We start from the raw sequence: 14767 nt of genomic DNA, 5'->3' as shown, positions 1-14767 counted from the left end.
TTTCACCGTCCAGGCATCGCGTCTATCGCGGTCATGGACCGCTCCTACCGTAGGAGCGGCCCATGGCCGCGATGGACGCGACGGCCGCCTGTTGCCCAAGGAAAGCCCGATGAACTTCTCCCAGTTCTTCATCCGCCGGCCGATCTTCGCCGCCGTGCTCTCGCTGATCATCCTGATCGGCGGGGCCATCTCGCTGTTCCAGCTGCCGATCAGCGAATACCCCGAGGTCGTCCCGCCCACCGTGGTGGTGCGCGCCACCTTCCCCGGCGCCAACCCCAAGGTGATCGGCGAGACCGTCGCCGCGCCCCTGGAGCAGGCCATGAACGGCGTGGAGCACATGCTCTACCTGTCGTCCCAGTCCACCGCCGACGGCAAGCTGACCCTGACCATCACCTTCGCCCTGGGAACCAATCTGGATACCGCCCAGGTGCAGGTGCAGAACCGCGTCACCCGCACCCTGCCCAAGCTGCCGGAAGAGGTGCAGCGCCTCGGCGTGACCGCCGACAAGGCTTCGCCGGACCTGGCGATGGTGGTGCACCTGACCTCGCCGGATCAGCGCTACGACATGCTCTATCTGTCCAACTACGCCCTGATCAACGTCAAGGACGAGCTGGCGCGACTGGACGGCGTGGGCGACGTCCAGCTGTTCGGCATGGGCGACTATTCCCTGCGCGTCTGGCTCGATCCGGACAAGGTGGCCTCGCGCGGCCTGACCGCCAGCGACGTGGTCACCGCCATCCGCGAGCAGAATCGCCAGGTCGCCGCCGGTGCCCTCGGCGCGCCGCCGGCCCCGGGCAGCACCAGCTTCCAGCTGGCCATCAACACCCAGGGCCGCCTGGTGGACGAGGAAGAATTCGCCAACATCATCGTGCGCGCCGGCAGCGACGGCCAGATCACCCGGCTGCGCGACATCGCCCGCATCGAACTGGGCTCCAACCAGTACGCCCTGAGATCTCTGCTGAACAACCAGCCGGCGGTGGCCATCCCGATCTTCCAGCGCCCCGGCAGCAACGCCATCGACCTGTCCAACCAGGTGCGCGCCAAGATGGCCGAGCTCAAGCAGAGCTTCCCCCAGGGCATGGACTACGAGATCGTCTACGACCCGACCATCTTCGTGCGCGGCTCCATCGAAGCCGTGGTGCACACCCTGTTCGAAGCCATCATCCTGGTGGTGCTGGTGGTGATCCTGTTCCTGCAGACCTGGCGCGCCTCCATCATTCCCTTGGCGGCGGTGCCGGTGTCGCTGATCGGCACCTTCGCGGTGATGCACGCCTTCGGCTTCTCGCTCAATGCGCTGTCCTTGTTCGGCCTGGTGCTGGCCATCGGCATCGTGGTGGACGACGCCATCGTGGTGGTGGAAAACGTCGAGCGGAACATCGGCCTCGGCCTCGATCCGGTGGCCGCCACCCGCCGTGCCATGGGCGAGGTGACCGGGCCCATCATCGCCACCGCCCTGGTGCTCTGCGCGGTGTTCGTGCCGACCGCCTTCATCTCCGGTCTCACCGGGCAGTTCTATCGCCAGTTCGCCCTGACCATCGCCATCTCCACGGTGATCTCGGCCTTCAATTCCCTGACCCTGTCGCCGGCCCTGGCCGCGGTGCTGCTCAAGGGCCACGACGCGCCCAAGGACCGTTTCTCGCGACTGCTCGACCGGCTGTTCGGCGGCTGGCTGTTCGCCCCCTTCAACCGCTTCTTCGAGAAAGCCAGCCACGGCTACGTCGGCGCCGTGCGCCGGGTGCTGCGCGGCGGCTCCATCGTGCTGGTGCTCTATGTGGTGCTGCTCGGCCTGACCGGCCTGGGCCTGGTGAAGACGCCGACCGGCTTCGTGCCGCCCCAGGACAAGCAGTACCTGGTGGCCTTCGCCCAGTTGCCCGATGCCGCCACCCTGGATCGCAGCGAAGAGGTCATCCGCCGCATGTCGGCCATCGCCCTCAAGCACCCCGGCGTGGAAAGCACCGTGGCCTTCCCCGGTCTGTCCATCAACGGCTTCACCAACAGCCCCAACAGCGGCATCGTCTTCGTGACCCTGAAGCCCTTCGAGGAGCGTCGTGATCCCTCGTTGTCCGCCGGCGCCATCGCCGCCCAGCTGAACGGCGAATTCGCCGCCATCCAGGAATCCATCATCGCCATCTTCCCGCCGCCGCCGGTGCAGGGACTGGGCAGCATCGGCGGCTTCCGCCTGCAGGTGGAGGACCGCGGCAACCTGGGTTACGAAGAACTCTACGCCCAGACCCAGAGCGTGCTGGCCAAGGCCCGACAGCTGCCGGAACTGGCGCCGGAGTCGCTGTTCACCAGCTACCAGGTCAACGTGCCGCAGATCGATGCCCACATCGACCGCGAGAAGGCCAAGACTCACGGGGTGCCCATCGACGCCATCTTCGACACCCTGCAGGCCTACCTGGGCTCGGTCTACGCCAACGACTTCAACCGCTTCGGCCGTACCTTCCAGGTCAACGTCCAGGCCGACCAGCGCTTCCGCCTGGAACCCGAGCAGATCGGCCAGCTCAAGGTGCGCAACGACCGCGGCGAGATGGTGCCCCTGTCCACCTTCGTCAAGGTCAGCGACACCGCCGGTCCCGACCGGGTGATGCACTACAACGGCTTCCTCACCGCCGAGATCAACGGCGCGCCGGCGCCCGGCTACAGCTCCGGCCAGGCCCAGGCGGCCATCGAGGGGCTGCTCAAGCAGGAGCTGCCCAACGGCATGACCTTCGAATGGACCGAGCTGACCTACCAGCAGATCCTCTCCGGCAATACCGCCCTGCTGGTGTTCCCGCTCTGCGTGCTCCTGGCCTTCCTGGTGCTGGCCGCCCAGTACGAGAGCTGGAGCCTGCCGCTGGCGGTGATCCTGATCGTGCCCATGACCCTGCTCTCGGCCATCACCGGGGTGATCCTGGCCGGCAGCGACAACAACATCTTCACCCAGATCGGCCTGATCGTGCTGGTGGGCCTGGCGTGCAAGAACGCCATCCTCATCGTCGAGTTCGCCAAGGACCAGCAGGCCACCGGCAAGGACCGCGTCGCCGCGGTGCTGGAGGCCTGCCGCCTGCGCCTGCGGCCCATCCTGATGACCAGCTTCGCCTTCATCATGGGCGTGGTACCCCTGGTGACCTCCACCGGCGCCGGCGCCGAGATGCGCCACGCCATGGGCGTCGCGGTGTTTTCCGGGATGCTCGGGGTGACCTTCTTCGGTCTGCTGCTCACGCCGCTCTTCTATGTGCTGGTACGCGCCTTCGTGGAGCGTCGCCAGGCCCGCTCCGCCGTTGCCCAGGAGGCCCAGGCATGAAGGCTTTCGCTCCCCTGCTGCTGGCGCTGGCGGTCTCCGCCTGCGCCGTCGGCCCGCACTACCAGGCGCCTGAGCAGGCACCCGTCCAGCTCAAGGCCAGCCAGCAGCCCAGCGCCTACGACCAGGGCCGCTTCGAGGCGCTCTGGTGGCGCCAGTTCGAGGACCCGACTCTCAACGCCCTGGTGGCCAGCAGCCTGGACGGCAACCGCGAATTGCGCGCCGCCTTCGCCCGGCTGCGCGCCGCCCGCGCCCTGCGCGACGACGACGCCAACGACCTCTATCCGACGGTCACCAGCCGTGCCAGCAGCCAGCTCGGCAAGGCCCAGCAACCCGGTTTCACCGAGGAGCGGGTCAACAGTGATCGCTACGACCTGGGCCTGGACATGGCCTGGGAGCTGGACCTGTTCGGTCGGGTCCGCCATGCCCTGGAAGCCAGCGATGCCCGCGCCGAGGCCGCGGCGTCGGATCTCGCCGCGCTGCAGGTCAGCCTGATCGCCGAGCTGGTGGATGCCTATGGCGATCTGCGCGGCGCCCAGCTGCGCGAACGCATCGCCCGCGACAACCTCGGCAACCAGCGCGAAGCGCGCCGCCTGACCGCGACCCTGAGGGACGAAGGCATGGGCAGCGACCTGGACGTGCAGCGCAGCGAAGCGCGGCTGGCGGCCACCGAAGCCAGCCTGCCGGAATTCCAGGCCCAGGCCACCCGCGCGCGCAATCGCATCGCCACCCTGCTCGGCCAGCGCCCGGATGCCCTCAGCGTGGATCTCTCACCCAAGGCCCTGCCGGCCATCGCCAAGCGCCTGCCCATCGGCGATCCCGGCGAATTGCTGCGCCGCCGGCCGGACGTGGCCGCCGCCGAACGCCGGCTGGCCGCCGCCACCGCCGACGTGGGCGTGGCCACCGCCGATCTCTTCCCGCGGGTCAGCCTCTCGGGCTTTCTCGGCTTCACCGCCGGGCGCGGTTCGCAGATCGGCAGCAGCGCCGCCCGGGCCTGGGGACTCGGCCCGAGCATCACCTGGCCGGCCTTCGACCTGGGCAGCGTCCGCGCCCGCCTGCGCGGCGCCCGCGCCGGCTCCGAAGAGGCCCTGGCCAACTACGAGCAGCAGGTGCTGACCGCCCTGGAAGAGAGCGCCAACGCCTTCAGCGACTACGGCCGTCGCCAGGAGCGCCTGCAGGCGCTGATCCGTCAGTCGGTGGCCAGCCGCGCCGCCGCCGACCAGGCCGAGATCCGCTACCGCGAAGGGGGCACCGACTTCCTGGTGCTGCTCGATGCCCAGCGCGAACGCCTGGCCGCCGAGGACCAGCAGGCCCAGGGCGAGATCGAGCTCTATCGCGGCATCGTCGCCCTCTACAAGGCCCTGGGTGGCGGCTGGGACGTGCAACCCGCGCGTCTCGCCCAGGGCAACGCTTCCCCCGCGCCGGCGCTCTGACGCCGGCGCTTACCCCCCGGCACGCGTGTTCCCCTGCTCCTTTGGCGTGTCGGTTTTTTTCTTCCCCCCGCCCCGCTGCGACGCCCCTGGCACCGCAGCGGGGCACCCCTGCCCGGCGACGCGAGCAAAAGCCCGTTGCAGAGGTCTCAAAGAGGTCCGGGCCTCTGCCCGCCGGTGTCTGCCTCCCAGGCTGGACGCCTTGCGGCTGTTTCCTAATATTTTGTAAGGGAGACAGGCCTAGGAATCTGTGGTCTCTCTTTTATTATCACCTTAGGTTATTAAACCGCCGGTTCTTGTACGAAACTCAGAGATCGCTTCGCGCGCCCCTTGCCGTCCCGGCAAGCGTCCCGGCGCGGGGATCGAATGCCGCTCGAGGCCTCTAGGGAGCCCCATCTACCAACCGCCGTGAGGCGGCTCAGCTAAAGGATGCAGGCATGGTATTGGCGCTGATCATCGCGTTGCCCTTCCTGGGAACACTGCTGTCGCTGGCGACCGATCGCTTCGGCCGGCGCGCCTGCGCCCTGGGCACCGCCGTGGCCCCCGCCCTGGCCCTGGCCCTGCTGGCCACGCAACTGCCCGCGGTTCTCGACGGCAGCGTGCTGTTGCACCGGGTCGACTGGCTGCCGGCGCTGGGGCTGAATCTCAGCCTGCGCCTGGACGGCCTGGGGCTGATGTTCGCCCTGATGATCCTGGTCATCGGCCTGCTGGTGATCCTCTATGCCACCTACTACCTGAGCAAGGACGAGCCGGTCGGGCGCTTCTTCGCCTACCTGCTGCTGTTCATGGGCGCCATGCTGGGCGTGGTGCTGGCGGAAAACCTGCTGCTGCTGATGGTGTTCTGGGAGCTGACCAGCCTGTCGTCCTTCCTGCTGATCGGCTTCTGGAGCCACAGCAGGGAAGCCCGCCAGGGCGCACGCATGGCGCTGACCGTCACCGGCGGCGGCGGCCTGGCCCTGCTCGCCGGCATCCTGTTGCTCGGCCATATCGTCGGCAGCTTCGAGCTGAGCGACGTCCTCGCCGCCGGCCCGCTGATCACCGGCCATGCGCTCTATCCGCTGGCGCTGATCCTGGTGCTGCTGGGCGTCTTCACCAAGTCCGCGCAATTCCCCTTCCACTTCTGGCTGCCCCAGGCCATGGCCGCGCCGACGCCGGTCTCGGCCTATCTGCACTCGGCGACCATGGTCAAGGCCGGGGTCTTCCTGCTGGCGCGACTCTATCCGGCGCTGGCCGATTCCGAGTGGTGGTTCTACATCGTCACCCTCACCGGCCTCACCACCCTGGTGGTGGGCGCCATCCTGGCGCTGTTCCAGCACGACCTCAAAGGCCTGCTGGCCTATTCCACCATCAGCCACCTGGGGCTGATCACCCTGCTGTTCGGCCTCGACACCCAGCTGTCCACCGTGGCGGCGGTGTTCCACATCCTCAACCACGCCACCTTCAAGGCCTCCCTGTTCATGGCCGCCGGCATCATCGACCACGAGACCGGCAGCCGCGACATGCGCCGCCTGGCCGGCCTCTGGCGCTACATGCCGCACACCGCGGTGCTGGCCATGGTCGCCGCCGCGGCCATGGGCGGGGTGCCCCTGCTCAACGGTTTCCTAAGCAAGGAGATGTTCTTCAACGAGACCCTCAACCACGGCCTGTTCGGCAGCTTCAGCTGGATCGTACCGGCGGTGGCGGTGCTCTACGGGGTCTTCTCGGTGGCCTATTCACTGCGCTTCATCCATGACGTCTTCTTCAACGGCGAGCCACGCGACCTGCCCCACTATCCGCCCCACGAACCGCCGCGCTACATGAAGATCCCGGTGGAGATCCTGGTGCTGCTCTGCCTGCTGGTGGGCGTGGTGCCCGGCTACACCGTGGCGCCGCTGCTGGCCGCCGGCGCCAGCGCCGCCCTCGGCGGCAGCCTGCCCGACTACAGCCTGGCCATCTGGCACGGCTTCAACACCGCCCTGGTGATGAGTATCCTGGCCATGGTCGGCGGGGTGCTGGTCTATGCCTTCCGTCAGCCGCTGTTCCGCTGGCAGGAAGGCCTGCCCGACGTCGATGCGCGGCTGGTCTTCGAACAGGGCCTGAATCGGCTGATCGGCTTCGCCCAGCGCCTCACCGGGCGCCTGGAGAGCGGCTCGCTGCAGGGTTATATCGCCCTGATGCTGACGGCCACCCTGGTGCTGCTGGTGGCGGCGCTGTCCGGCCTGGACAGCCTCCACGGCCCGGTCGCCCTGTCGCCCTTCGATCCGCTCACCGCCCTGGGCCTGGGCATCCTCATGCTGACCGCGGTGCTGACGGTGTCCTTCCACCGCAACCGCCTCAAGGCGCTGATGACCCTGAGCACCGTGGGCCTGATCGTGTCCCTGCTGTTCGCCCGCTATTCGGCGCCGGACCTGGCGCTGACCCAGCTGTCGGTGGAGGTGGTGACCATCATCCTGCTGGTGCTGGCGCTGTTCTTCATGCCCGATCGCACCCCCATCGAATCCAGCAGCCTGCGCGGCCTGCGCGACGTCCTGCTGGCCGGCGGCCTGGGGCTGCTGGTGGCGCTGCTGGCCTATGCCGTGCTGACCCGCCCCTATGAGGGCATCGGCGACTTCTTCCTGGCCAATTCGGTGTCCGGGGGCGGCGGCTACAACGTGGTCAACGTCATCCTGGTGGACTTCCGCGGCTTCGACACCCTCGGCGAGATCACCGTGCTGGCCATCGCCGCGGCGGGCGTCTACGGCCTGCTCAAGCACCTGCACCTGCCGCATCCGCTGGTCGATCCCAAGGGCACGCCCTGGTCGCGCGACAGCCATCCGATGATCCTCAACAACGTGGCGCGGGTGCTCTTGCCGCTGGCGCTGCTGGTGTCGGCCTTCATCTTCGTGCGCGGCCACAACCTGCCCGGTGGCGGCTTCATCGCCGGCCTGATCACCGCCATTGCCCTGATCCTGCAGTACGTGGCCCATGGCGTGACCTGGACCCAGCGGCGCCTGCCGATCAGCTACCACGCGCTCTGCGGCCTCGGGGTGCTGATCGCCGCCCTCACCGGACTGGGCTCGCTGGCGTTCGGCCGGCCCTTCCTGACCACCGCCTTCGACTACTTCGCCATCCCCCTGATCGGCAAGACCGAACTGGCCACGGCGCTGATCTTCGATCTCGGGGTCTACCTCGCCGTCGTCGGCGCCACCCTGCTGATCCTCTCCAACCTGGGCCACGTCAGCCGGGACGAGAAGGACACGGACGGCTCCAGCCAGGAGGTGCTCTAGCATGGAAATCCTGTTCTGCACGGCCCTCGGGGTGCTCACCGCCAGCGGCGTCTACCTGCTGCTGCGGGCGCGTCTCTATCCGGTGGTGCTCGGCCTCACCCTGCTCTCCTATGCGGTCAATCTCTTCCTGTTCGCCATGGGTCGCCTGCGCACCGGCGTGCCGGCGGTGATCGGCCAGGCCGCCGAGCAGGCCGACCCGGTGCCCCAGGCGCTGGTGCTCACCGCCATCGTCATCGGCTTCGCCATGACCGCCTTCGTGGTCGCCCTGTCGCTGCGCGCCCTGGGCGAGTTGCGCACCGACCACGTGGATGGCGAGGAGCCGCGCCGATGAAGCACCTGATCATCCTGCCGATCCTCGTGCCGCTGTTCATGGGTGCCTTCCTGCTCATGCGGCCGCGGCTGTCCGCCCGTACCGCGCGCGGGCTGTCGCTGCTCGCCACCGCGACCCTGCTGCCGCTGGCGCTGCTGCTCCTGCAGCGGGCCAACGGCGGCCAGCTGGAGGTCTATGCCCTGGGCGACTGGCCGGCGCCCTTCGGCATCGTCCTGCTGCTGGATCGCCTGGCCGCGCTGATGCTGGCGACCGTGGCGGTACTGGCCGCCGGCGCGGCGCTCTACGCCTGCCGCGGCGACGACAACCGCGGTCCGGATTTCCACGCGCTGTTCCAATTCCAGCTGCTGGGCATCAACGGTGCCTTTCTCACCGGCGACCTGTTCAACCTCTTCGTCTTCTTCGAGATCCTGCTGATCGCCTCCTATGCCCTGCTGGTGCACGGCGCGGGACCGGCCCGAGTGCGCGCCGGCCTGCACTATGTGGTGCTCAACCTCGTGGGCTCGGCGCTGTTCCTGATCGGCATCGGCCTGCTCTATGGCCTGCTCGGCACCCTGAACATGGCCGATCTGGGCCTGAGGGTGGCCAACGCCGATCCCGCGCAGGCACCGCTGCTGGCCGCCGCCGGCTTCCTGCTGCTGGTGGTGTTCGGCCTCAAGGGCGCCCTGCTGCCGCTGTATTTCTGGCTGCCCAGTGCCTATTCGGCGGCCAGTGCGCCGGTCGCCGCCCTGTTCGCCATCATGACCAAGGTCGGGCTCTACGCCATCGTCCGGGTCTTTCTGCTGGTGTTCGGCGCCGCCGCCGGTCCCCTCGCCCACTATGTGCTGCCCTGGCTCTGGCCGCTGGCGGCGGTCACCCTGGCCGCCGGGGTGTTCGGCGCCCTGGCGGCCCATCACCTCAAGACCCTGCTCGGCTATCTGGTGGTCATCTCGGTGGGGATGCTGCTGACCGGCGTGGCCCTGGGCAGTGTCGCCGGACTCGCCGCCAGCCTCTTCTATCTGGTGCACAGCACCTGGATCGCCGGCGCCCTGTTCCTGCTGGCGGATCTCATCGCCCAGCAGCGCGGTGCCCAGGGCGATACCCTCGGCAGCGGTCCGCCGCTGGCGCACCCCCGACTGCTCGGCGGGCTGTTCTTTCTGGGCGCGGTCTCCGTCGCCGGGCTGCCACCCTTCCCCGGCTTTCTTGGCAAGGTGATGCTGCTGCAGGCCACCGGCACCGCCTGGCCGGCGCTGATCATCTGGCCGGTGGTGCTGCTCGGCGGACTGGGCATGATCATCGCCCTGTCCCGCGCCGGGACCACGCTGTTCTGGCGCGGCCGAGGCGCGGCCCTGGACGTCCGCCTCGATCCCATCCAGCTCACCGCCACCCTCGGCCTGCTGCTGGGTAGCCCGCTGCTGATGGCGCTGGCGGCGCCGCTGCATGGCTACGCCCTGGAGACCGCCCGGCAACTGCTGGACGTCGCACCCTACTTCGATATCGTCCGGGGAGTTGGCCCATGAAGCGCTGGCTACCGCACCCACTGCTCACCGTCCTGCTGACCCTGACCTGGCTGCTGCTCAACAACAGCCTGAGCCTGGGCCAGTTGCTCCTGGGCCTGCTGCTCGGCTGGGGCATCCCGCTGCTCTGCCAGGATTTTCTGCTGCACGCCCCCCGCTTGCGCCGCCCCCTGCTCCTGCTGCGCTACATGCTGGTGGTGCTGTACGACATCATCGTCGCCAACCTGCACGTCGCACGGCTGGTGCTGGGGCGGACCGAGGCGCTTGAGCCCGCCTTCATCGAGGTCCCCATCGACATCGAGGACGAATTCCTGCTCACCCTGCTCGCCTGCGTGGTGTCCCTCACCCCCGGCACCGTGTCGTCCGGCCTCAGCGGCGATCGCAAGACCCTGCTGCTGCACGGTCTGGATGTCGCCGACAAGGACGAGGTGATCCGCCAGGTCAAGACGCGCTATGAGGCCCCGCTCAAGGAGATCTTCGAATGCTCACCTACGTGACCCTGCTGTGCATGGGGATGATGGGCGTGGCCGCCGTGCTCAACGTCTATCGCCTGGTGAAGGGACCGGACATCCCGGATCGGGTGCTGGCCCTGGACACCCTCTATATCAACGTCCTGGCGATCATCATCCTGTTCGGCATCTGGCTGGCCACCGACGTCTTCTTCGAAGCCTCGCTGCTCATTGCCGTGACCGGCTTCGTCGGCACCGTGGCGCTGGGCAAGCACATGCTGCACGGCGAAATCATCGATTAACGGAGCGCTATCCCATGCCCTTCTGGCTCGAACTCCTGATCTGCGCCCTGCTGCTCATCGGCAGCAGCTTCGCCCTCATCGGCGCGATTGGCCTGTACCGGCTGCCGGACTTCTTCATGCGCCTGCACGGTCCGACCAAGGCCACCACCCTGGGCGTGGGCAGCACCATCATCGCCTCGATGCTGTTCTTCAGCGTCCAGGGCGAGGGCCTCAGCCTGCACGAGCTGCTGATCGCCCTGTTCATCTTCATCACCGCGCCGGTCAGCGCCCATATGCTGGCGCGCGCCGCCATCCAGCAGAAGGTCAAGCAGGTGGAGCGCACCGACGGCCAACCCTGGCGCTAGGGCTGGCCGCGCCGCACGCGCTGCTAGCGACCGCCGCTGACCTTGCTGAAGTCCTGGCGGCCGAAGGGATTGGGCTGGTAGCCCTCGACGCCATTCTTGGCCAGCACCGTCACCGTCGGGTGCGCCAGCGGCAGCCACAGCGCCTGGTCGTGGATGATGCGCTGCGCCTGGTGGTACACCGTGGCCCGCGCCATCTGGTCGGACAGGGTCTTGCCCTTGCTGATGGCGCCATCCAGGGTCTTGTCGCAATAGCGGGCGAAGTTCAGGCCCGACTGCACCGAGGCGCAGGAGAATTGCGGCGTCAGGTAGTTGTCCGGATCGCCGTTGTCGCCGGCCCAGCCCATGAACAGCAGGTCGTGCTCGCCGGTCTTGGCGCGGCGGATCAGTTCACCCCACTCGATCACCTGGATCTGCGCATCGACGCCGATCTTCTTCAGGTCGGCCTGCAGCATCTGCGCGCCCAGCTGCGGATTGGGATTGAGCAGGCTGCCGCTGGGTCTCGTCCAGATGGTGGTCTTGAAGCCGTCCTTGAGGCCCGCCTGGGCCAGTAGCGCCTTGGCCTTGGCCGGGTCATAGGGATAGGCCGGCACGTCCTTGGCATAGCCCCAGGTGGTGGGCGGATAGACGTTGTCGGCGGCCACCGCGGTGTCCTGGAACACCGCCTTGAGATAGCTCTGCTTGTCGAACGCCAGGTTGATGGCCTGGCGCACCTTGATGTTGTCCAGCGGCGGATGGCTGGTGTTGATGCCGACGAAGGCGGTCATGAAGGCCGGCGTCTGCAGCACCTGCAGACTCTTGTCCTCATGGGCGCTCTGCAGATCCTGGGGCTTGGGCGACAGGGCGATCTGGCACTCGCCGCGCTTGAGTCGCTGCAGGCGCACCGCCGAATCCGGGGTGATGGCGTAGATCAGCCCGTCCAGCTTGGGCTTGCCGCCAAAGTAGTCCGGGTTGGCGGCGTAACGCACCACGGCGTCCTTCTGGTAGCGCTTGAAGACGAAGGGACCGGTGCCTATGGGCTCGTCGTTGAGCTGCTCGGTCTTGCCGGCCTTGAGCAGCTGCTCGGCGTACTCGGCCGAGTAGATGGAGGCGAAGCCCATGCTCAGGGTCGGCAGGAAGGTGGCATCCGGGCTGTTGAGCACGATGCGCACACCGAGGTCGCTGGTCTTTTCCACGCTCTTGATCAGCTTGGGCCACTGCATCGACTGGGCATGGGGATAGCCGCTCTTGGCCACCCCGTGCCAGGGATGGTCCTTGTCCAGCATGCGCTGGAAGCTGAACACCACGTCGTCGGCCGTCAGGGTACGGCTGGGGGTGAAGTAGTCGGTCTGGTGAAACTTCACGTCCGGACGCAGGGCGAAGTCGTAGGTCAGGCCGTCGTTGGAGATCGTCCAGCTCTGCGCCAGGCTCGGCACCAGCTTGGCTTCGCTGGCATCGTATTCCACCAGGCGATTCATCAGCACGTCGGCCGAGGCGTTGGTGGTGGTCAGGGAGTTGTACTGCACCACGTCGAATCCATCCGGACTGGCTTCGGTACAGACACTGAGCGTGGCGGCCTGCGCCAGCAGGGGCGCGAAGAGCAGTGGCAAGGCGGCGAAACGCATAGAACGATTCCTTGTAGAGCCGAAGTGGGCAGACGGCGCACGGATGACTGGCAACGGCGGACAGGGCGGTCGTCTGGCGGACGTGGATTGAGTTTGGCAGTCGCTCTAAACTAGACCACCCGTCCGTCCGTCACAATGCTTCCGACCGACGAACGGTTGGCATTCCGGCCGGGCCCGCACAGCGCCCGGTGCGCGGGCATTTCATCCGTCGCCCTACCTTGTTATGCCCGAGTACTTCTGGTATAAAACAGCGCTCTTTTTTCGGGGTATGGCCGCTTCAGGTCCCCGGCGTTTGCCGGCTCTCCCCGTCAAAACAGGAATCAATACAGTTACAAGCGGCCAACCCATGCCGGGTTTGGCATGAGGTTTATGAGGGCTGAGCCATGTCGAGAGTTTGCCAAGTAACCGGTAAGGGTCCGATTACTGGGAACAACGTTTCCCACGCTAACAACAAAACCCGTCGTCGTTTCCTGCCGAATCTGCAGCACCACCGTTTCTGGGTAGAATCCGAGAAGCGCTTCGTGCGTCTGCGCGTTTCTGCCAAGGGCATGCGTATCATCGACAAGCGCGGTATCGAAACCGTACTGTCCGAGCTGCGTAGCCGCGGCGAAAAATTCTAAGGGGATTCGTCATGCGTGAATTGATCCGTTTGATTTCCAGTGCCGGCACCGGCCACTTCTACACCACTGACAAGAACAAGCGCACCAAGCCCGAAAAGATCGAAATCAAGAAATTCGATCCGGTCGTGCGCAAGCATGTCATGTACAAGGAAGGCAAGATCAAGTAATTGATCGCCCCCTTGAACAAGAAACCCGCCTCGGCGGGTTTTTTGTTGTCTGGCGTCCGGCCCGGCAGCTCCGGCGCCCGGGGCGCCGGAGGCCGCTCGGCCCGCTACTTGAACTGACCGGTCAGCTCGCGCAGGGCGGCTTCGGCGCCAAGGATCTTCTGCATGCACTCCCGCGCCTTGGCCGGATCGATGCTCAGCCGCGCATAGAGCTCGTCGGGAATCGGCTGGGCCGGGCCGTTGCCGATGCCCTCGGCGCGCAGCAGCTGCACGGCCAGGAAGATCAGGTTGGGATAGACCGCCTGCTCGCCCTGGTAGCCCGGATCGCCCTGGAAGCGCAGCGCCGTCACCACCTCTTCGGGCATTTCCCAGCAGCGCATCAGGGCCGCACCGATCTGCTCGCGGGTGATACCCAGCAGGTGGTGCTCGATGACCTGGTGATCGAGCTGGCGGTTGGCTTCCAGGTGGCGGCAGATCAGCGAGAAGTGCGGCGGAAAGACGTGGGCCAGCACCAGATAGCCGAAGTTGTGCAGCAGGCCGCCGAGATAGGCCAGGCCCATCTCCGGCCGCTCCGCGCGCGGCATGGAGCGCGCCAGGCCCTCGATCAGGGCGGCGGTGTAGATGGCCTGCTTCCAGTAGGGGGTTTCCTGCTGGGCCTGGTCGCTGGGCAGGCTCAGGGTCTTGCCCAGGGCCAGGCCGAGGGCCAGGTTGATCACCAGGTCGAAGCCCAGCACCCGCACGATGGCGTCTTCCACCGAGCGGATCTTGCCGGGCGCGGCATAGTAGGGCGAGGCGGCCCAGCTGATCACCTGGGCCGCCAGGGCCGGATCGGTCTCCACCACATTGGCCAGATCGTCCACCGTGGCCTCGGGATCGACCCGCAGCTTGATGACCTTTTCCGCCGTCTTGGACAGCGGCGGGATCTCCAGCGTCTCCTCCAGGCGTTGGCGGATGCGCCGCGCGGTGAAGGCGGTGGCGGCATGCAGGATCTCCGCCTCGTCGCGTTCCGGTTGCCGCAGATTGGGCTGGATACCGGCCGCCGGGATGCCGAAGCTGCCCGCGGTGGCCTGATTCAGCAGGCGCCTATAGTCAGACGTTTCCACTTCCAGCAGCAGCGAGCGTTCACCGGATTCCAGCAGCAGGCGCGGCGCTTCCAGCAGTCGCTCGTCATACAGGCAGGGGGAATTGGTCAGCGACGGCAGCCCCGGCAGGACATCCAGTTCGTAGCGCTCCAGGGTGCGCATCAGCCGCTCCGGCGCCACCACCGCCAGCTGCCGCCCGGTGAATTCCACCAGCCGGCGCAGGTCCAGCAGCTGATCCTCGGGCAAGAGCACCAGCAGCATGCCGACGCTGTCGCTCAGAAGCACCGTGTGTACCCGATTCGCCTGCGGCAGGCGCGTCGTCGCCGGGATCGGCCGATAGGCCAGGTTCAACTGGGCGAGCAACTGCTGGATCGAAGGGGGAACCTCAGGGAGGGGCGAAGCGAGCGCTACATCGGTCATGGC

The 14767-nt window shown here is 67.3% G+C and carries 12 protein-coding genes; 10 read left to right on the top strand and 2 right to left on the bottom strand.

Annotated elements, in window-relative coordinates:
• The first annotated feature begins 109 nt into the window (after nt 1–109).
• The 8 genes from QKY98_RS06295 (at nt 110) to QKY98_RS06260 (ending at nt 10877) form a co-directional block, all read left to right on the top strand.
• Entirely contained in the window at nt 110–3286 is a 3177-nt protein-coding gene (locus tag QKY98_RS06295) for an efflux RND transporter permease subunit (protein ID WP_027597403.1), read from the top strand.
• On the top strand, nt 3283–4716 hold the full coding sequence (locus QKY98_RS06290) for an efflux transporter outer membrane subunit (RefSeq protein ID WP_284670540.1): 1434 nt from the start codon (nt 3283–3285) through the stop codon (nt 4714–4716). Before QKY98_RS06295 ends, QKY98_RS06290 begins: the two co-directional genes overlap by 4 nt.
• A 434-nt stretch (nt 4717–5150) precedes the next feature.
• Nucleotides 5151–7958, top strand: a complete 2808-nt coding sequence (locus QKY98_RS06285; RefSeq protein ID WP_284670539.1) for a monovalent cation/H+ antiporter subunit A — start codon at nt 5151–5153, stop codon at nt 7956–7958.
• Nucleotide 7959: 1 nt separating this feature from the next.
• Entirely contained in the window at nt 7960–8289 is a 330-nt protein-coding gene (locus QKY98_RS06280) for a Na+/H+ antiporter subunit C (protein ID WP_027597400.1), read from the top strand.
• Nucleotides 8286–9785 (top strand): monovalent cation/H+ antiporter subunit D, encoded by a 1500-nt coding sequence (locus tag QKY98_RS06275; protein WP_027597399.1) that lies wholly within the window; start codon nt 8286–8288, stop codon nt 9783–9785. The genes QKY98_RS06280 and QKY98_RS06275 overlap by 4 nt, the downstream gene beginning before the upstream one ends.
• Nucleotides 9782–10279 (top strand): Na+/H+ antiporter subunit E, encoded by a 498-nt coding sequence (locus QKY98_RS06270; protein ID WP_284670538.1) that lies wholly within the window; start codon nt 9782–9784, stop codon nt 10277–10279. The genes QKY98_RS06275 and QKY98_RS06270 overlap by 4 nt, the downstream gene beginning before the upstream one ends.
• Entirely contained in the window at nt 10264–10533 is a 270-nt protein-coding gene (locus tag QKY98_RS06265; protein ID WP_007159900.1) for a K+/H+ antiporter subunit F, read from the top strand. Before QKY98_RS06270 ends, QKY98_RS06265 begins: the two co-directional genes overlap by 16 nt.
• A 14-nt stretch (nt 10534–10547) precedes the next feature.
• Entirely contained in the window at nt 10548–10877 is a 330-nt protein-coding gene (locus QKY98_RS06260; RefSeq protein WP_017642340.1) for a Na+/H+ antiporter subunit G, read from the top strand.
• Between the two features lie 23 nt (nt 10878–10900).
• On the opposite strand, the gene QKY98_RS06255 is transcribed toward QKY98_RS06260, so the two are convergent.
• On the bottom strand, nt 10901–12478 hold the full coding sequence (locus QKY98_RS06255; RefSeq protein WP_027597397.1) for an ABC transporter substrate-binding protein: 1578 nt from the start codon (nt 12476–12478) through the stop codon (nt 10901–10903).
• 383 nt (nt 12479–12861) lie between these two features.
• On the opposite strand from QKY98_RS06255, the gene rpmB reads away from it, so the two are divergent.
• A complete protein-coding gene (rpmB, locus tag QKY98_RS06250) occupies nt 12862–13098 on the top strand; it encodes a 50S ribosomal protein L28 (protein WP_007159903.1) in 237 nt (78 codons plus the stop codon).
• Between the two features lie 11 nt (nt 13099–13109).
• Entirely contained in the window at nt 13110–13265 is a 156-nt protein-coding gene (gene rpmG / locus QKY98_RS06245; protein WP_007159904.1) for a 50S ribosomal protein L33, read from the top strand.
• 104 nt (nt 13266–13369) lie between these two features.
• On the opposite strand, the gene QKY98_RS06240 is transcribed toward rpmG, so the two are convergent.
• Complete coding sequence (locus QKY98_RS06240) at nt 13370–14764, bottom strand: aminoacyl-tRNA deacylase and HDOD domain-containing protein (RefSeq protein ID WP_074584201.1); 1395 nt, start codon at nt 14762–14764, stop codon at nt 13370–13372.
• Nucleotides 14765–14767 lie beyond the last annotated feature (3 nt).

Source organism: Pseudomonas sp. HR1, from assembly GCF_030175875.1.
Lineage (GTDB): Bacteria > Pseudomonadota > Gammaproteobacteria > Pseudomonadales > Pseudomonadaceae > Chryseomonas > Chryseomonas oryzihabitans.
The sequence above is the reverse complement of the archived record's forward strand: the minus strand, read 5'-3'. Positions and strand labels throughout refer to the sequence as shown.